Origin of the sequence: Variovorax sp. MHTC-1 (assembly GCF_003984645.1) — a bacterium.
In the GTDB taxonomy this organism is placed as follows: domain Bacteria; phylum Pseudomonadota; class Gammaproteobacteria; order Burkholderiales; family Burkholderiaceae_C; genus Variovorax.
Genome location: NZ_RWKI01000017.1, coordinates 1 through 17,866, shown reverse-complemented (window position 1 = coordinate 17,866; position 17,866 = coordinate 1). Strand labels below are relative to the sequence as shown.

The 17,866-nt window shown below is 65.0% G+C and carries 15 protein-coding genes and 1 pseudogene; 9 read left to right on the top strand and 7 right to left on the bottom strand.

Annotated features, from left to right (window positions below):
• The first annotated feature begins 48 nt into the window (after positions 1 to 48).
• Positions 49 to 528, top strand: a complete 480-nt coding sequence (locus EJI01_RS22005; RefSeq protein ID WP_126839259.1) for a hypothetical protein — start codon at positions 49 to 51, stop codon at positions 526 to 528.
• Positions 529 to 726: 198 nt separating this feature from the next.
• Here EJI01_RS22005 and EJI01_RS29095 read toward each other — a convergent pair whose 3' ends face one another.
• Positions 727 to 921, bottom strand: a complete 195-nt coding sequence (locus tag EJI01_RS29095; RefSeq protein WP_221885703.1) for a hypothetical protein — start codon at positions 919 to 921, stop codon at positions 727 to 729.
• A gap of 612 nt (positions 922 to 1,533) precedes the next feature.
• Here EJI01_RS29095 and EJI01_RS21995 point away from each other — a divergent pair.
• The 3 genes from EJI01_RS21995 to EJI01_RS21985 all read left to right on the top strand — a co-directional run bounded on the left by EJI01_RS21995 (position 1,534) and on the right by EJI01_RS21985 (position 3,687).
• A complete protein-coding gene (locus tag EJI01_RS21995) occupies positions 1,534 to 2,262 on the top strand; it encodes a methyltransferase, TIGR04325 family (protein WP_221885702.1) in 729 nt (242 codons plus the stop codon).
• Positions 2,263 to 2,332: 70 nt separating this feature from the next.
• Positions 2,333 to 3,427, top strand: coding sequence for an SGNH/GDSL hydrolase family protein (locus EJI01_RS21990; protein ID WP_221885701.1), 1,095 nt, complete (start codon positions 2,333 to 2,335; stop codon positions 3,425 to 3,427).
• Positions 3,424 to 3,687: a hypothetical protein gene (locus EJI01_RS21985; RefSeq protein WP_126839255.1), complete on the top strand. Its 264-nt coding sequence runs from the start codon at positions 3,424 to 3,426 to the stop codon at positions 3,685 to 3,687. The genes EJI01_RS21990 and EJI01_RS21985 overlap by 4 nt, the downstream gene beginning before the upstream one ends.
• A gap of 24 nt (positions 3,688 to 3,711) precedes the next feature.
• Here EJI01_RS21985 and EJI01_RS21980 read toward each other — a convergent pair whose 3' ends face one another.
• Positions 3,712 to 4,185: a DUF302 domain-containing protein gene (locus EJI01_RS21980; protein ID WP_126839254.1), complete on the bottom strand. Its 474-nt coding sequence runs from the start codon at positions 4,183 to 4,185 to the stop codon at positions 3,712 to 3,714.
• A gap of 418 nt (positions 4,186 to 4,603) precedes the next feature.
• Between EJI01_RS21980 and EJI01_RS21975 the strand changes: the two genes are divergently transcribed.
• Both EJI01_RS21975 and EJI01_RS21970 read left to right on the top strand, forming a co-directional pair.
• Entirely contained in the window at positions 4,604 to 4,852 is a 249-nt protein-coding gene (locus EJI01_RS21975) for a hypothetical protein (protein ID WP_126839253.1), read from the top strand.
• A 161-nt stretch (positions 4,853 to 5,013) separates the two neighbouring features.
• Positions 5,014 to 6,333, top strand: a complete 1,320-nt coding sequence (locus EJI01_RS21970) for a hypothetical protein (protein ID WP_126839252.1) — start codon at positions 5,014 to 5,016, stop codon at positions 6,331 to 6,333.
• Positions 6,334 to 6,363: 30 nt separating this feature from the next.
• Here the strand turns inward: EJI01_RS21970 and EJI01_RS21965 are convergent, their stop codons facing one another.
• The 3 genes from EJI01_RS21965 to EJI01_RS21955 all read right to left on the bottom strand — a co-directional run bounded on the left by EJI01_RS21965 (position 6,364) and on the right by EJI01_RS21955 (position 13,301).
• Positions 6,364 to 11,721: an AAA family ATPase gene (locus EJI01_RS21965; RefSeq protein ID WP_126839251.1), complete on the bottom strand. Its 5,358-nt coding sequence runs from the start codon at positions 11,719 to 11,721 to the stop codon at positions 6,364 to 6,366.
• A gap of 12 nt (positions 11,722 to 11,733) precedes the next feature.
• Complete coding sequence (locus EJI01_RS21960) at positions 11,734 to 12,450, bottom strand: hypothetical protein (protein WP_126839250.1); 717 nt, start codon at positions 12,448 to 12,450, stop codon at positions 11,734 to 11,736.
• 62 nt (positions 12,451 to 12,512) lie between these two features.
• Positions 12,513 to 13,301: a gamma-glutamylcyclotransferase family protein gene (locus EJI01_RS21955; protein WP_126839249.1), complete on the bottom strand. Its 789-nt coding sequence runs from the start codon at positions 13,299 to 13,301 to the stop codon at positions 12,513 to 12,515.
• Between the two features lie 158 nt (positions 13,302 to 13,459).
• Between EJI01_RS21955 and EJI01_RS29090 the strand changes: the two genes are divergently transcribed.
• On the top strand, positions 13,460 to 15,889 hold the full coding sequence (locus EJI01_RS29090) for an alkaline phosphatase family protein (RefSeq protein WP_126839248.1): 2,430 nt from the start codon (positions 13,460 to 13,462) through the stop codon (positions 15,887 to 15,889).
• 38 nt (positions 15,890 to 15,927) lie between these two features.
• On the top strand, positions 15,928 to 16,614 hold the full coding sequence (locus tag EJI01_RS29405) for a methyltransferase (RefSeq protein ID WP_312846075.1): 687 nt from the start codon (positions 15,928 to 15,930) through the stop codon (positions 16,612 to 16,614).
• Positions 16,615 to 16,629: 15 nt separating this feature from the next.
• Here the strand turns inward: EJI01_RS29405 and EJI01_RS21940 are convergent.
• Together EJI01_RS21940 and EJI01_RS21935 are read right to left on the bottom strand one after the other, a co-directional pair.
• Positions 16,630 to 16,776 (bottom strand): annotated as a pseudogene (locus EJI01_RS21940) (Tn3 family transposase); the annotation flags it as partial.
• 22 nt (positions 16,777 to 16,798) lie between these two features.
• A complete protein-coding gene (locus EJI01_RS21935) occupies positions 16,799 to 17,074 on the bottom strand; it encodes a hypothetical protein (RefSeq protein WP_126839246.1) in 276 nt (91 codons plus the stop codon).
• A gap of 288 nt (positions 17,075 to 17,362) precedes the next feature.
• Between EJI01_RS21935 and EJI01_RS21930 the strand changes: the two genes are divergently transcribed.
• On the top strand, positions 17,363 to 17,740 hold the full coding sequence (locus EJI01_RS21930) for a GNAT family N-acetyltransferase (protein WP_126839317.1): 378 nt from the start codon (positions 17,363 to 17,365) through the stop codon (positions 17,738 to 17,740).
• The last annotated feature ends 126 nt before the right edge of the window (positions 17,741 to 17,866 follow it).

The following is a 17,866-nucleotide window of genomic DNA, read 5'->3' as shown; positions in this document are numbered from 1 at the left end:
CTCAGGGTCTGCAAGCCCCAAGCTGCATGGAGCGCCGGTGAGCGACCAATCGTCGTTCTGCTCGAACAACGTGATCGAGGCATCGTTGGGGAAGATGCCCAGCAGTCGCCCGATTTGAAGATCCGCGTGGTCAATGCGGCCAACCTCATGGCGCTCCAGTCCGCGTCTGCGCACCCGCACGGGCTGGCGGACTCCGAGTTCGACTCCGTCTTCACGGAAGACAAGCCGGTGATCTTCGCCTTCCACAGGTACCCGTGGCTGATTCACGGACTCATCTACGAGCGCAACAACCACGACAATTTCCTCGCGCACGGCTACCGCGAAGAGGGTACGACAACTATCCCGTTCGACATCACGGTGCTGAGCCGGCTGGACCGCCTTCACCCGGCGGCCGATCGACCACGTGCCACGGATTCGGAATGCCGCGAGCCATGTGAAGCAGCAGCACTGCGCGACCGTCCGATGGCGCACCGCGCCTGGATCACTTCCCGCGGCGAGGACATGCCGGAGATCCTGAACTGGCGGTGAGCTAACTGATGCCTCCGCCCTGAGAACTCACCGCTGCATAGCCTGAAGTGTGGCGAGTCACCCGGGCTCGTGTAGGTGGGGTTGCGCATTCGGGGCCCGTCGATCCTCGTGGGCCGGAAAGACGTCCGTTGGGCAGCGAGCTAGCGTAAAAACTTCGCGCAGCAAGTAGCCCTTTGGTATTACATTCCGTAGAATCGCTCACTTCAAAACACGCCCGGTCATACAACACACGACGGATGAAAGATGCGCCTCCGGCTTGTCCTTCTGCTCCTCATGGCGTCCGCCCTCTGGCAGGTCTTCGTGATCGGTGGCCGAACCGGCACTTTTGGTGAACCGAAGGAGGTGGAACACGCGCTGCTCCATTGGCAGGGGTCGGCGCATCACCATCACCATGATGGGTCTGTCACGCAGGATGGCTCCGAAGAGTCAGTACAGCACGTCGTCATCGATGGCTTCCTCAACACTGCCGCCGTTTGGTTTGTCGCTCCCATCTTCCTTCCTCCCGGAAAGGCAGTGCGTCCCATCGTGGTCGATGAACTCGACGCACCGTGGCCGGACCTCGCCGGCCCTAGAAGACCTCCAAAACGCACCGCCTGAAACGCTGCTGCGCACCTGCGCACGCGCAGGTAAGCCGTTTTCACGTTGACCGATGCATCGCGTCCGTGGGCTCACTCCCGCGGCGTGGCGCCGCAGCGCGGCCGAGCAGGTCCACAGCTCGGCGCGTGTCATCCCGGTCCATCGACCGTGCAACACCCTGAAATTCGAGACCAGCATGTCTCAAGGCGCAGCCATCGTCTTCGGCGCGCGGTGTCAGCTTCTGGCGGAGGGGGCAGCACAGCTGCGCTCAGCACTACCGACGAAGCATCGAGGAGCCAAACAATGCCTTCCTTCAGCCCAGTTGACGTCGTCCGTCCATTTCTGGACGAGCCCCGGGTACGACCTGCGCAACTGCAATGGCGACGCCGACAGTTCTTGTCCCGAGATGGAGACGATTCCCACTTCGGAGTGTTCGACAGCTTCAAGGCTGCGCGCGCTTGGCTGCCCAACAGCCCGGAGTTCGATGACGCGGCTTTGAGCGAACACGAGGACGTGCGATCGAAGAAGGCGTTCCCTTATGACTATTCGTTCATGTGGTGGCTTGACCGCGCACTGCGCGACGGGGCGAGCAGCGTTCTGGACATCGGCGGCTCTATCGGCCTTCACTGCGACGCCAATTGTCGGTACTTCCGTATGCCAGATGCGCCGAAATGGCGTGTGGTCGAGGTGCCGTCAGTGGTTCTGGCAGGAAAGCACCTGGCGGCGCGAAACGCCGCTGCGGCCCTGAGCTTGAGCGAGAGCCTCGATGAATCCATAGGAACTCCCTGCGAGGACGTCTGGATCGCCGTGAACGCCATTCACTACTTTGAAGACGCACGGCCCGATCAGCTTCTCAAGAAGTGCGCACGTCGGCCGCAGCACATCCTGTTGAGCCAGCTCCCCCTCTACAACGGAGAGGACTTTGTCACCATGCAGAAAATTGGTGAGGGAGCCTTCGCTCCAGTGCATGTCTACAACCGCGCTCGGTTCATCCAGGACATCAAGGCGCTTGGATACACCCTCTGGGACAGATGGGCCGTACAGGACCGCTCCATGGAGCTGCGTGGCTATCCCGAACGCTCATTTCCAAGTTTCACCGGCTTGTACTTCGTGGACAGCACACGAATGTTCAAGAGATGCAAGCCGCTACCTTCTTGATCCGCCTCATCGAATGCGCGCCGGGCTTCTAACCATCGTCGCTCTCGGCTTTCGCTCAACGACTGTCTACATGGCGGCCAGTCCGAATATCGAAGTGATGTTGGCGCGTGCGGTCGTGGTGCTGGCCGTGCTGACCGTCGGCGTGGTGGCAGCTTGGAGCGACGACGTGCCGGCCGTGCCGTCTGCGTCGGCGAATACCATTCCTCTGGCTGTGCTTGGTGACTCCAACAGCCATTCCTACCAGGATCGCACGGCTTTTCCGGCCGGCACTCGCGAGCGCGGCGGCGCATTGCGATCGCGCACTTTCCAGTGGACCGAGGTGCTGGCGCGATTGCGCGGCGACGAGATTGACATCGGTCCCTGGGTACTGTGGGGACAGCCCGGCTGGGTTGCCTTGGCGCGCGAGTTGATCGGCCTGCCGGCCTCTCGTGCGCCTCAGAAAGAGGACTACCTCTACAACTTCGCCAACTCGGGGGCCGCTTGCAAGAATTTGATGGGCGAGCGGTTTGGCCAGCGCTTCCGCCAGGCGCCGCGCCTGGTGGCGCTTATGAACCGGGAAGCCGAGCGCTGGCGCCGCGGCGTGGTGGTGATCAGCATCGGAGCCAACGACTGGAACGCCTGGCTTGACCTCCAATCGCACGATCCCTGGGCGCCTGAGCTGCGGCGCACGATCGACTACTGCACACAGCAGATCAGCGCCGCCATCTCGCTGATCCACGCCTCGCACCCATCGACGCGCATCCTGCTTGTGGGATTGCGCACTGGAGCCGACGATCCAGACAATTTTGACAAGTACCGCAGCAGCTTCGCCATGGCCAATATCAAGAAAGCCCTGGCCGGCGCCAATGCCGAACTGCGCAAGCTCGCTCTCGCCGATCCGCAGCGGATCGCTTTCCTCGACGTCGAAGCCTGGTTCGTGCAGCGATGGGGCGAGCGAGGCCCCAATGGAGAGCCCACCTACAAGACTGTCACCATCGCCTCCGACCTGCGCGTCACCAATACGGCAGGTGACAAGCCCAACAATGCCGTGCTCAAGGACGGCCACGCCGGCGTGGCGGCGAACGCAATGCGGGCGCAATCGCTCGTCCTGCGACTGCGCGAAGACTTCGGGCTCACTTTGACGCCGATCAGCAATGAGGAGGTGGCCCGCTTCCTCGCCCCGTGAGCATTGCTCTTGCAGTTGCCTTCTCAATACTCTTCCGCTCGATCATTGGTTGTGGCGGAGATCGGTTCGCACGAGGCTTGATTTCGAAGCGCTTGCTCGATGGGACTGCGTTACCCAAGCGTCTTGCATTCGCCCCTCAAGCAGGCGAGAAAAACGACATCATCGCGTTCTTCACCTTCGGCCCGGCGCTTTGCGCCCGGCTCGACTTCGCGCTAGCGAAGAACTACCCGGCCCGCGGAGAGTATGTCGGGGCCGTTTGACCGCGCAGAGCATCGACCGCGAGCCTATTGTGACGTGGCCGCCGCGCCCAGATCAGCCAGGGCCTTGGTCAGGTCCTCGACCGACGGGCAGGCATCCGCTCCATGCCGTCTGGCGAGCCAGGCAGGGTCGTTGAAGCCGAACCAGGTCTGTTGATTGGCGTCCTGCCAGATCAAGGCCTTGAGCGGAAGGTCGATCCCCACTGTTTGCTGGCACTCCATGAATGGCGTACCTGCCTGGGCGCTGTCGAAGATGAACACCTCGGTCGGGCGAAGCGTCTGTCCAACCGCTGATGCGCCATCGACATGATCGATACGCGCAAACACGGTCAATCCTCGTTGTTTGACCGCAGCCTCCAAGCGCGACGCTGTTTCTGCGGGTGAGTGCGGGCTCGTGATGGCTATCAGGCCCCCTGCAGCAAAGACGGCGAAGGCGCATAGCCTGGCCAGGACATCGTTGAGGAAGACCCAGAGGGCGATGCGAAAACGGGCTCTGACCATTCAAACTCGTGCCTTAACCAAACGAGAGGTTGAGGGCGGAAGTCATGCTCTGGATATTCATGGGCGCCGGCGTGGCCGCGGCGGGGGCGGCGTGGTACTTGATGGTGCCGCACTACCGTGGGTGGAAGCCGTTGAACGATCGACTGTCAGAGCGAGTAACCCAATCCGCGGCGTTGGTGAAAGAGTGCACGACGGCGATGGGATGCGCAACGGCGTTCGGTCGCCTTTCGACGATTCGCTGATAGGCGAGCGTCTACGTCGTTGCCCGCGCAACTCTGGTGTGATCGGACCTGGATGCCCCGAAGCCAAGGGGCTGCCGCTGGGAGAACCCGCCACCCGTTGACTGCGTTGTAGGTCGAAGGGCTTAATCTAGCCATTCGCGGCCGGTCGGCGGCGTTCGCAATCTCGGGGAGCTGCTGTGGACGCCGATGACGAGTTCGAAGTGAAGCGCTTCGATCACGAGGGATGGTCCGTCCGAATTTGTTTGACCAAGCTTGCGGAGGACGGCTTCGTCGCTGGTTATGCGGACCTCTCCCAAGGCCAAAGCCAGCAGTGCCGTATCGCCTTGGCGGGCCAGCAGCACAACCAGGCCGCGGCGATCATTGTCCTTGAGGAAGAAGCGAGGGCGTTCATTGCGGAGAGGGAGGGCCGGAATCAAGCGGAGTGAAGCTGACGCCTCGGAGCTGCAGGCTGGATCGTTGGATTGGCTGGCGGGGGTGTCGCAATCGGCCTTGCGCGCCACCAGCGTCCCCGTATAGTCGGCGCTCAGGCACGGACCCCAGTCGCCGACGGGCGCTTGGCCTTTGATCCAGTTCCGGAGGTGATGGTGTGACCCTGTACTCCTTGCCCGGCTCGCGTGCTTACCAGGAACGGATCTATCCCGATCCCTCTCACCTCGATGCGGACACCCGAAAGGCGCTCAAGCTCGAGACCTACGAGGACGTGATCGCGCATTTCACGGCCAGCTCGCTGGCGGAGGACGGCATCGAGATCGAGCCCGACTCGCTCAGCGTGAGCAGGGCCGCCAGCGCCACGGGCTACGTGGTGAATTTCCGCGCCCTGCCGGCCTTCACGCTCGAGGCCGAGCAGTTCGCAGCCATGCACGTGGCGATGCTCGATCCCCGGTGTGCGGGCCTTGCGCTCCAAGGCGCCGACGCCTGCCGGGAGACCCCGGCGTGGAACCCGATGGCGGGCTATCCCGTGAACCGCAGCGACGGCCCGTCGGAATGGTTGCCGTGTCTGCCGCTGGGCATGCCGATTGCGAACCACCAGGCCGTGACACTGCTGCACTATCCGCCAATCGTCGCCTACCGCACCGCCAACTATCTGAACAACATGACGCTGCGCCGCTGGGCGCAGATCCTTCGCTGCGTGGGCATCCAGGAGCCGAACCGCTACCACGCGATCATCGACGTCAATCCGATCGCGGCGCCCGGTTCCGGGGAGAGCGAGTATCCAAATGACTATTTCCCGATCAATCTGACGTCGATGTTCTTCGACAACGAAGCGCATGGACATACCTATGTCCGCTCGATGCTCGAGTTGATGCTGAATCCACCGGGCAACGCGGCCAATCCGACGACGCTTCCCTTGCTGGTGTGCGGTTCCCCGCTCTACGACCCGCAGGCGCCCGGTTGGTTTCGCACGCGCTTCAAGGACCAGTTGCCGAAGGACGCCAACGGCTCGCCGACGGCCAACGTGCTGCAGGCGGGATTCGTTCGGATTCACCCGGGCAGCTCCAAGGCGACGCCCTACATGATCGCCAACCACATGATCGCCGCGGGCGTGACCGGGTGTTGCACCAGCGACCCCGGCAAGATCCCGGACATCCGCAAGTACGAAGCCCAGGACCTGGTCGCAGCGACCTTCCTCGGCGAGTGCGCGGATGCGGCGCGGCGGGGCGAGGCGATCGATCCGGCCGCGGCGAAGCAGCAAGCCTGCCAACGCTGGTTCGGCGACCCCGACGGCAGCGGCGCACCAAATCCCGTCAACGACGGCGACCGCCTGACGATCTGCGCCCTGGCACAGATGGATCTGTGCTTCAACCCCAAGACGATCTCGCCGATCTACACCTTCGAACAGGCAATGGCGCGTTGCCGGAGCAAGGGCGGCGCCGACCTCTCGCCCTGCTTCGGCTGCGATCCCTGATGGAAGCCAGGCCGCTCAGCCCTCGGGCGTCTACTTGTGGATCAGGCGCTCGAAGCCTTGCCATTCGCCTGCTGATGGCTCGCGCAGGTGGCGGGCGCAACGCTCGACGAACAGCCGCGGGACGGCATCGCCCGGATCCACTGCACTAACCTGCTCGAACAAGGCCCGCGCTGCATCGAAGCCGCCGCCGAAGTACTTCTCCATCGCCGATCGCAGCAGCGCGCGCGTGGCGAGCTTGGCCGCGCGCCGCGCCGGCGCCTCGGCGTCGATCACCTCATAGAGGTCGACCGCGACGTTCTTGCCCTTGACCGCCACCCGGTCGATCTGGCGCAGCGCGAAAGCCTGCGGCTCGTACAGGCTGCGGAAGGTGTGCTCGCCGATCAGGAAGCGTGCGCCATAGACCTTGGTGAGCTGCTCGATGCGCGACGCCAGGTTGACGGTGTCGCCGATCACGGTGCACTGGATGCGGTCCCTCCCGCCCACGGTCCCCAGCACCACCGGCCCGGTGTTGGCGCCGATGCCGGCGGCCAGCTGGGGCTGGCCCAGCGCGGCGGCGCGTTCGTTGAACGCCTCAAGCGCGCGCCACATGCCGATGCCCGCGCGAACGGCAGCGTCGGCCCCGGTGTCGAACAGCACCTTGATCTCGTCGCCCGCGAACGAGTCGATGAAGCCGCCTGCCTGCGTGATCTGCTCCTCCATGCTGCGGAAGTAGCGGTTGAGCAGGTCGATGATGCTGCGCGGATCGAGTCGTTCGGCGAGCGGCGTGAAGCCGCGCAGGTCGGCGAACATCACGCTCATGGTCTTGGCCACGTTCTCGCCCAGGTCCACGCGCGCGATGTCGAGCCGGTCCAGGCTTTCCAGGAACTGACTCGGCACGAAGCGGCGCTGGGCGTCGATCAAGCGCTGCTGGTCCTTGTAGAGCCTGGCGTTCTCGATGGAGATCGACACCTGGGCCGCGAGCAGCTGGATCAGCTCGATGCGATCGTCGGTGAACACGCCGCCGGTCAGGCTGTTCTCCATGTAGATCGCGCCCTCGAACTTGCCATGGTGCAGCAGCGGAATGCACAGCACCGACTGCGGCTTGCGCGCGAGCAGGTAGGCGTCGCGGGAGAAGCGCCCAGCACGCGCCGCATCGTGCAGCACGAGCGGGCTGTTCGTGTGCAGCACGTGGTAGACGATCGAGATCGGGAGCGCCCCCTCGTTGCCGTCGAAGGGAATCGCTCGTGGGGTAGCGGGGGCTTCGCGGTCGATCTCGCACAGGCCCTCGATGACCAGCTGGCCGTCCTGCCGGACCACGAAGCAACCGCGCTGGCCACCGGAGTTCTCGAGCATGATCCGCATCGTGGTGGTCCACAGCTGCTCCAGCGCAATCTCGCTGGAAATCGCCTGCGAAGCCTTCATGACCGAGGCCAGGTCGAGCGCGGCCGAATCGACGCCGATCGAATCGGCCGTGCGCAGATCGGCACCGCTGCCCACTGCGTTGCCCCGGCTGGCCTGCGACCGAAGCAGTTGTGCGAACTCCTCCTCGAGGTGAGCAACCTTGCGCCGAGCACCCCAGCTTTCGTAGAGGTTGCGCGCCGCTCGCAGATAGCCTTCGGCCGCCTTGCCCCGACCGGTGGCGAGTAGATGCCGGGCGGCGAGCTCGTTCGCCATCGCTTCGTCGCGGCGAAACCCCGCCTCGCGGGCAGCCTCCATGGCCTGCTCGTATCCCCGCAGCGCCGGCTCGATGCGTCCGTCGACGCGGGCGAGTTCCCCTTGCATGAGCCGCTGCAGATGCAGGAAGTTGTCCGGGCAGTTCGCGGCCCAGCGCGTCATGCGCCGCAGATCCGCGCGCATGCGCCTGCGCGTGGCGGCCTGCTCGTCCGGTGCCATCCCGGGCAGGCACGCCGCCAGCGTGAGGAACGCGACGATGTAGAAGCGCGCAAGTTGCGGCAGCGACATCGCCGAGGCGATCAACCGATCCTGTTCGCGCACATGCGCCAGCGCTTGTGCGTGTGCGCCGTAGAACCAGCAGATCTCCGCCTTGTAGATGTGGTAGTTGGCGACGCCGGTCATGAACCTGCGCTGCCGCATGCCCTCGAGGCAGCGTTGCTCGTCGAAGGTGGCGTCGTTCATCGAGCACAGGCTGTCGGTCTGGCCCAGGAAATTGCGCTGCATCTGCAGGAAGAGGGTGCCCGAATCGAGCGAGTCCTGGTACTCGCAGTCGCGCACGATGGTGAGGAAGTCGGCATGCTCCTGCGCCGCCGTTTCCAGGTCGAGCTTCGGGTCCCAGATGATGCAGTCCTGCGCGCTGTAGGCGAGGTAGAGCAGGTCGCCCGACTGGTAGCCGGCCTCGATGCCGCGGCGGAACCACGGCGTCATGCTCGACCAGTGATTGTTCCAATGGTGCACGAACATCGTGTAGACGTAGATCACGCGTGATTTCAGCGCGATGTCGTCGAGCCGGTCGTTCATGGCCACGGCGAGCTTGCCGTACTCATAGCCCAGCGCTGGGTCGTCGAGGGCGCCGCACAGCAGCATGCCGTAGGCGGCATAGGCGAAGGCCGACTCGGGGCCGTTTCCGTAGCGCAGCGAGATGTTGACCGACTTCAACACCAGGAAGAGGAAAAGATTGCCGCTGCCCGAGAGAAAGGCCGCGGGGAAGATCTCCATCAGCAAGCGCATCGCCACCTGATGCGCACGGTCCGACATCGGCGGCGCCGCGATCAGCTCGGCAATCTTCCTTCCGCCGAGGTTGCGCCTGATGGCCGCAACCTCGCGGCCGATCGCGGCGCGATCGGGGTTCGCGGCGAGGCGCATGCCGAGCAGGGCCAGGCCCGTGGTCGCAGCGCCAATCGACTCGCTCATCTTCCCGGTGGTGGCGTACTGGCGGGTGCGCATCGACAGGATCTCGGCCTTCTCCAGGTTGCTGCGGGCATGGGCGAGCATCTGTTCGATCCACGACTCGGCCTCGTCATAGCGCGCCGTCAGATAGGCGCATTGCTGGTACTCCGTGGCCAGCGCCATCGTGAGATCGATATCGCTCGTCCAGGCGTCCGGCGGCAGCAGTTCCTGACCCGTGCGCAGGTAGCCCAGGGCCGACTCGTAGGCGGACGAGCGCTGGGCCCGGATGCCCGCGGCCAGGTTCAGGCGCGCCAGCGCCTTTCGCTCGGCAGGATCGGTGATGAGCCGCAGGCATTCGTTCAGGTGGCCGACGATCTCGATCAGGCGCTCTTTGCGCTCGTCCTCGCTCGCGTGGCGTTGGATCAGGCGGCCGACCGACAGGTGCACGGCCTCCTTGTGTTCGGCGTCGATGAGGGCGTAGGCGGCCTGCTGCACCCGGTCGTGCTGGAAGCGATAGCTAGGATTCAATCCCGTGTCCGTGGCCGCCGCGCCGCCCGCCTTGCCGACGAGCTTGTAGTCGTCGTTCAGCGGAATGACCAGGTGCCGCTGGAGGGCCGGCAGGAGGTCCTCGCCGGTCTCGTCCATGGATCGCTCGTGGATGATCGACAAGGTCCTCAGATCGAAGGCGTTGCCGATGCATGCGGCCAGCTGCAGCACACGCTGCGTGGCGGCCGGCAGCTTGCGCAGGTTGGCGATCACGAAGTCGACCACGTCGCTGCCGAGCCCGCTGCGCTGCACGGCGTCCATGTCCCAGCGCCAGCGCCCCGCCTCCGGCACGAACGCGATCGCCCGCGCCTGCTCGAGCGTCCTGAGGATCTCGGAGAGGAAGAACGGATTGCCCTGGGCCCGCTCGTGCAGCAGCTCGGCGAGCGGGCGGCACGCCGCGGCGTCGGTGTGCAGCGCATCGGCCACGAGCTGCTCGACCGCAGCGAGCTCCAGTGGCAGCAGAGCCAGCGCGTGGACGGCCCGACTCTCCTGAATCTCGTTCAATGCCAGGCGCAGCGGATGGCCGATGTCGACCTCGTTGCTGCGGTAGGCGCCGATCACCAGCAGGTGCCTGAGCTCGCGCGCCGTGGCCAGCCAGCGGATCAGGTTGAGCGTCGACGCGTCGCTGAACTGCAGGTCGTCGAGGAAGATCACCAGCGGCTCCTCGCTGGCAATGACTCTGACGAAATTCAGGAACGCGATCTGCAGGCGGTTCTGCGCTTCGTTGGGCGGCAGTTCGGGCACCGCCGGGGGGACACCGACGAGCTGCTCGAGCTCCGGTATGAGGTCGACCAGCACCTGCGCGTTGGGCGCGACGGCGGCGAGCAGCTTGCGGCGCCAAGCCTGCCGCCGCTCGGCGGGTTCGACCATGAGCTGCCGCACCAGGCTGCGGAAGGCCACGGCCACGGCGGAGTAGGGCGTGCTGCGCTGAAACTGGTCGAACTTGCCCTGGATCAGGTAGCCACGCTGGCGAACCAGCGGCTTGGCGATCTCGTTGACCAGCGCCGACTTGCCCACCCCCGAGTGCCCCGACACCATGCACAGCTCGGTGCCGCCTGCGGTCACGCGCTCGAACAGCGCCAGCAGCGCGGCCCGCTCCGGTTCGCGGCCGTAGAGCCGCTGGGGGATGTGGAACTTGCGCGAGACGTCGCGATGCCCGAGCGCGAAGGCAGCGATGGTGCCGGTCTGGGCCAGCTCGCGCTGGCAGCGACCGAGATCCTCGATCAAGCCAAAGCTGCTCTGGTAGCGGTCTTCGGCATTCTTGGCCATCAGCTTCAGCACGATCGCCGAGACGGGCTGCGGGATTCGCGGGTCGACCTCGCTCGGCGAGGGCGGGGCCTTGCCGATGTGGCTGTGAACCCATTCGAGCACGGATTCGGCGTGGAACGGCAGCTCGCCCGTCAACAGCTCGAACAGCGTGATGCCCAGCGAGTAGAAGTCCGAGCGATAGTCGAGATAGCGATTCATCCGCCCGGTCTGCTCGGGCGACATGTAGCGCAGAGCGCCTTCGAGCCGCTTGGACAGGGCGTCGCTCTGGCGTTCGAGCGACAGCTCGGACGCAATGCTGAAATCGATCAGACGCACTGCGTCTGTGCCGTCGACCAGGATGCTATGCGGCTCGATGTTCTTGTGCACCACGTCCAGCTCGTGAATGCGCGCCAGCGCCTGGGCGATCGCGACGGCGATCCTGAAGAGGCTTTCCAGCGCGAGGCCGCGCTCGCCGTGGGCCGCGATCTGCTCGGACAGCGAACGACCGAAGGGCTCCAGCACGAGTGCGACGTTGCCGTTGCCCCAGGCCTCCAGTGCGTGCACGCGGATGACGGACTCGACCGACTGCAGCCGCGTCAACAAATGGAATTCGCGGCGCAGCTCGGCCACTTCCTGCCGGCCGGGATACTCGGCGTCCAGCGTCTTGATGATGACCGGATGGTCATCGGCAACGCGCACGGCCCGGTAGACCGACCGCCGCTGCGATTGGTGGATGCGCTCGCCGATCTGGTAGCCGGGGATCTTCACCACCGGACACCGATGCTAGATGCCGAAGACGCGTTGGAATCGGTCGGCGTAGGCCTCGGCTGCCGTATCGCGCAGCGGCGATCCATGGCCGCACAGGGCGTGTCGGAACGGCAGCGCACGCAGGCGCGCGTAGTCCTCGCCCTTGGGCTCGTTGACCTGCATGAACAGCGGACCGAGATTGGCGGGCTGGAAAAATCCCATCTCTGTCATGGTCCGGCGCGACTCGTCCGAGAAGAATTCGTCCGGCGCCACCCAGTTCTGCAGCGCGTCGCAAGCGACCAGGATGCCGCCCGCGCGATCGATGTGCACGATGCATTCGGGCAGCTTGGTGGTGCCGAAGGCGAACACGCTGCAGCCGGCGAAGGGCATCTCGCCGCCGGGCGCGAGCACCTTGTCGGCCTGCAGCCCGTGGTCGTGTTGCATGCCGGGCAGCGCCCACAGCGTGGCGCCGTAGCGCGTCTTGTAGAAGGCGTCGTCGCGCCCGTGCAGCGAACCGATCCTGATCACGTTCGCCACGCGCCCGAGGCCCTCGAGCCGAGCCAGGCCCGAGTCGTCGAGACGAACCGTGTTGATGAGGGTCAGCGCATCGCCGTCGCGCACCACCGTCATGTTGCGACTGAAGTGCCAGGGCGCGCCCATCAGCACGGTCTTCATGGCACCGGTGACGAAAAAGACATCGGGAAAGACTTCTTCCAGCTCGCCGTGCGGCAAGGCGGGTGGCAACTCGTCCATCGCGTCACTCCTGTTCGTCGGAACCTGCGAGCGTACTTCGGCGCTCGCCGAGCGACAAGACTTTAGTCGTACAGGAAGCGCCCGGCGTACGCGTACTCCTCCATGTACGCGTGCAGGTACTCGTCGAGGTACTGCCGCTGCGCGAGCGTCAGGCGGTCGCACCGGAGGTCCTCGAGCGTCTCACTGCCGTCGGAGTGGTCCAGCCGCTTGAGATGAAAGAGCGTCATGTCCTTGCCACCGAAGAAGCTCTGCAGGAATCGGTGCTGCGAACGCGCATCCGCCATGTCGAACACGCAACCTGCAAGCGCCGTGAGCAGGGGCTGCCGGGCCAGCGTGGCGGCATTGAAGGAAGGGTAGTCGCCCGGCGGCGGCACGAACGGCGGCGCCGCGCGTCGAGGCTGCACCGGGTGCTTGCGCAAGGCCTCGATATAGGCGCAGTCGAGTCCGGCGGCGGTGGCGCCCTGCAGCAGGATGTTCAGGTAGCGCCGGGTCGGCAGGCAGGTGTTGTCGATGAAGGCGGGCAGCCCCGCGTAGGCGATGGCGCTCCGTTCGCCAGCGTCGTGGCGTACCGTGACTTCGATGTGGTCGTAGCCGTGGCCGCAGGCTTCGGCGGCGTCGAGCAGGGCCAGGTGCTCGTCCTCGCACAGATGCAGCACGCCCTGCACGACGTCAGAAAGATCGCCGGACGCTTCGATGTTGCCGACGCCGCCTTCGTGGCGAAAGAAGTGCGCCACGTTGAAGCGCAGCCGCCAGCCGTGCAGCACGGCGCGCTGTGAGATCCGCGGGTCGACCCCCTTCGCGCGCAGCGACTTCAGGTCCATGTTCGATCCGTAGCCGAAGTACCAGAACACAAGGGCTCTCCCGTCCCGCCATCGAAGGGCCGCGTCAAACCTTACACGGAGATGTCAACCGAAGGTAGTATCCGGCGCTGGGGAGCGGGCTGCCTCGGCCGGCACGGCTGGTGGATTGTCCCGGACGTCGGCCGTGACCTTCAACCAGGAGTTGCGCAATGGCTAACAACGCTCCCGCAAGCCAGGACTTCGTGCTCAGCCGCAAGCCCGCCAGCAGCATCTACGAGGGAAGCCCCGCCTACGGCCTGTGGCGCTTCGACGCCGACAGTGACAGCCTGTTGGAACCAATGCCGCTGGACCCGCAGGCCGCCTTCGACCCCACCCACGCGCTGGTACCCATCGGCCGCTACCTGCTCGAATGGGGGCCGCTGACGCTGCAGGCCTACCAGCCTTGCTATCCGTACCGCCTGTTCGAGTTCGACCCGGCCAGCACGAACCCGCTGGCCGCCGCGACGGTGCAGAAGGGCGTGTGGACCAAGACGAAGTTCTGGCAGTACCGTCCGGACTTCGGCAATCCCCAGGGGGCGCACGAAGGCTACGACTCGGGCAGCGAACTGCTGCTCTTGCCGCTGGGCGGCTTCATGCTCAACGTCATCCCGACCGAAGGCCGCGGGACCTTCCAGCTCTGGAACTTCGACCCCAGTCCCCTGACGCCGGGCCGCGCCGACCCGCTTCCCCAGCCCTACACGCCGCAGGGCTCGTTCGACACCATCCAGTTCGGCCACGAGCTGATTCCGCTGGGCGACTACGTGCTCGACCGGGTGCCCGAGACGGGCGAGTACTGGCTCTGGAGCTTCGACCCGCAAAGCGTGATGCCACTGGGGCAACCCGCGATCCAGCATGGGCAGTGGAAGGACATCGACGCCAACCATTGCCTGGTGGCGATCGGCGACCATGTCCTGGACTGGACGCCGGCAGACGGCGCCTACCGGCTCTGGCGCTTCGACCCAGGCAGCGCCGACCCCCTGGCCGGGCCGCTGCGCACCGGCACATTGCCTCAGGGGCTCGATGCGAACACGATGCTGACCGGCCTCCAGTCGCTGCGGTCCATCGACATGGCACGAAGCGAGGTGCCCGGCACCATCGACTTCATGCGATCGAAGATCAGGCACGTCGTCTACCTGATGCTCGAGAACCGCTCCTTCGATCATGTCTGCGGCTGGCTGTACGCCAAGGGAGAGGACGGTATCAACTTCGTCGGCGACGACCGGCCGTTCGACGGCGTCAGCCTCGACATGGTCAACGTCGACCCCGGCAGCACGGACCGCAAAGGCGACCCGCGCCAGGTCTTCGTCAGCAAGTACAAGGACGGCCAGCTCAGCGACGAGTGGGACTTGGACTTTCTGCCTCAGGATCCTTATCACGACAAGTCCGACGTCCTGCGCCAGTTGTTCTTCGCCAATCGCGAGGGCTATGCCGAACGCGCCAGTCCGGACATGGGTGGCTTCGTCTGGAACAACGGTGTCGATCAGGTCATGTGGACCTACACGCCCGAGCAACTGCCTGTGCTCAACGGCTTGGCAAAGGGGTTTGCCGTATCCGACGCCTGGTTCTGCGCAATGCCGAGCGCGACCGATCCCAACCGCGCGATGGCGTTCACCGGCTCGGCGCTGGGCCAGCTCAACAACTTCCAGAACGGCACCCAATACATCTACTGGCCACTGACGCCGCATCGCCAGTCGATGTGGAAGGTCCTCTGGAGCAACGGTTTCACCGACTGGAAAATCTACAACTCGGTGGAGTGGATGAGCTTCGTCCACACCTACCACCTGTTCCTGCAGGGGCAGATCCCGTCGCTCGATGCCGCGATCACGCAGAACCAGGCGAGCTTCATCGAAGGCATCGACCAGTTCAAGAAGGATGCGCGCGCGGGCAAGCTGCCCGCCTTCAGCTTCCTGGAGCCGGCCTGGATCGCCGCCTCGGGCACCACCTCGTACCATCCTGGCGCCGACCTGGTGCCGGGCGAGACGGCGCTCAACGAGATCTACGACGCATTGCGGGCCGGGCCGGACTGGAACGAAACGCTGCTCGTCATCACCTTCGACGAGCATGGCGGCCTCTTCGACCATGCGAGCCCGCCTTACGCCGTGAACCCCTGGCCGAACGACGTGAACGACGGTTTTCGCTACGACCTCATGGGCGTGCGGGTGCCGACCATCCTGGTCTCGCCATGGATCCAGGAGAAGACCGTCTTTCGGTCGCCGACGCCGGTGGCCTATGACGCGACCTCGTTCATGGCAACCCTGCTGCACTGGTACGGCATTCCGCAGGCGCGCTGGGGGCTGGGCGAGCGCGTTCGGCATGCGCCGACCTTCGAGGGGGTCTTCCAACTGGCCGCCCCGCGGTCCGATGCGCCTTCGCTGACGCCGCCTTACGATCGGACCTTTCCGCGCAAAGGCGTATCGGGGCGAGACGAGCGGGTGCACGGCCTGCATCGGCTGATGGCGCCGCGCGTGGTGGCAGCCCTTGCCGCGGGCAAGCTCAGTCCGCAGGAGATCGACAGGGTCTCGAACGAGATCCTGGCAGGGGCCACGGATCTGAAATCGCTGAACGCGATGCTAGACAGTCTAGCCAGGCGCCTGGCCTGAGCCCGCGGTCGGCCCTGGATTCACGGAGCGCGAGTCGTGTGCTGTCGCGACTGGCGCGTGGCGGCGTGATCCGCTTCAACGGAGAAGCGTCGGCGCGACATCCACATTCCGCAGGTGGAGGCGCCGACGCGCTTCTTGCGCGCCGTCGCATCGCCCGGCGCCCTGGCGCTTCACTGAGCAGTGCGCGACTGGTGCTCCACCCCAGTAGCCCCAGCCGGTTTCTCAGACCCCTCGGCCTTCAGTCCGTCAACAACGTGCCGTGCCGCTGGGAACCAAAATTTCCGCAAACCGCCAAGGAGGTCCAACGCGCTTCCCCCGTTGGCATCGAGAGCCCCAGCAATCGGGAGGATCAGCAAACAGGTGACGCCCCTCATGGCGAGGAAGCCACCCTTGCGCCAAACATACCCACTACTCGCTGCCAGCATCTCTGCTGCGTGCTGCACGACTGGTCGGATGAGGACTGGGTGCGCATCCTGAAGAATTGTCGCGACGTCATGTCAATGGATCCGCGCCTGCTCATCGCCGAGCAGATGCTTGAGCCCGACCCCAAGCGCGGCCGCCCGACGACGTACTTGATCGATGTCCAAATGATGGCGATGTTCGGCAATGCCCGGGGGCGCACCCCCGAGGAGTTCGATAAGCTGCTCCATGCATCGGGGTTCAATGCGTTGCGCCTGATCCCGACCTCCTCTGTTGTCTCGATCATCGAGGCCGCGCCCGCTTAGCGCGAGCTACGTCGCCGCCACCCGTCCGGTGTAGATGGCGCGCTTCAAGGCGTTGACCCCTTCGCCGCGGTTGAGCACCCGATGGAGTTCGCGGCGGAACGCCGCGTCGACGAAGTAGTCCGCTAGGAAGGCCGTGCGCAATAACCTGCCAAGCTGCAACACCAATTCATCGTCGCCGTAGCTGCTACGAGAGGATCGGTTTCCCTTGCTTTGCTGATCCCAAATGCCAACGGGACCTCAGATCTCGACCGACGCCGTTTGAACGATCACGACGAACTGTGAGTACCTCGGCTTGTTGCTGCTGCAGGCATCGGAACACGCGCTTGTTGTCGACCGGCTTGGTGATGTAGCCGCGCGCCAGCACGTGGTTGAGCATGTCCTCCCCGTAGGCCGGTTCGGCAAGGCCGTATTGCTCCAGCGCGTTGACCAGGTCGACTGTCGAGTGCACGCCGGCTGCCAACTACTGTGCTGCCTGTAGTGCGGAGCGGCTGCGCTGACTTCCCGAGCGGCTGCCTGGAGCAAAGCGAAGGTCTGCAATCGGGCTCGATGGCGCCGAGGCGGATGTGGCAGGATGCGGGCCACAACCGGACGTACAGTCTATTGGTCCAATCAGGTTCGCGACCGCTTTGACTCCCCATCTGCACATTGAACAGCACACGGCTCCGAGGCTCCTGCAATCGCTTCGGTCCTATAAGAGGCTGCGCGATGGCTCGCCTCCGGTGGCCGAGCGCTCTGGTCTTCAGCTGCCATTGGCCACGAACGCGTTGCGAGAGATGCCCATGCAGGGCTTTTCTTCATCGCCCGCGCCGGCGAGGAGGTGGCTGGTGTCATGAGGTTCGAGCTGGACGACCCGTACTTCTCGCCTGAGGTGGAGCCCGGCACATCGGGCTTCATCCACAAGCTTGCCGTGCCGCGGGTGTGGGCGAAGAAAGGAGTCTCGACCGATCGGCTGTCCTTCGCCCGAGCACGTACTCAAGCTCTCGGACGTCCTTTTCTTCAGCTGGACTGCGTCGCAGATCGGCTCGGGCTGCGAAATCTTTACGAGGACTTCGGGTTCTCCCTGCACAGGGTAGTCCAGCGGGGGCCGCGCTCGTCCGCGCGGTACGAGCTCCGGACAACAAGGTAGCTCCGGCATACTCACCGTCGGCTGGTCTACGACGCTACAGACGGTGTGCGATAAAGAATCAGGCTCCTAGCAGGCTGCTGAAATACCTCCTTCGAAAGTCCGCCGCAAGTGGGTCTGGGGCGTTGT

What these genes read in the sequence shown, in the direction of transcription:
- EJI01_RS29095 (WP_221885703.1), bottom strand. Translation starts at nt 921, where the DNA reads ATGGTGATGGTGATGCGCCGACCCCTGCCAATGGAGCAGCGCGTGTTC.
- EJI01_RS21990 (WP_221885701.1), top strand. Translation starts at nt 2,333, where the DNA reads ATGGCGGCCAGTCCGAATATCGAAGTGATGTTGGCGCGTGCGGTCGTG.
- EJI01_RS21980 (WP_126839254.1), bottom strand. Translation starts at nt 4,185, where the DNA reads ATGGTCAGAGCCCGTTTTCGCATCGCCCTCTGGGTCTTCCTCAACGAT.
- EJI01_RS21960 (WP_126839250.1), bottom strand. Translation starts at nt 12,450, where the DNA reads ATGGACGAGTTGCCACCCGCCTTGCCGCACGGCGAGCTGGAAGAAGTC.
- EJI01_RS29090 (WP_126839248.1), top strand. Translation starts at nt 13,460, where the DNA reads ATGGCTAACAACGCTCCCGCAAGCCAGGACTTCGTGCTCAGCCGCAAG.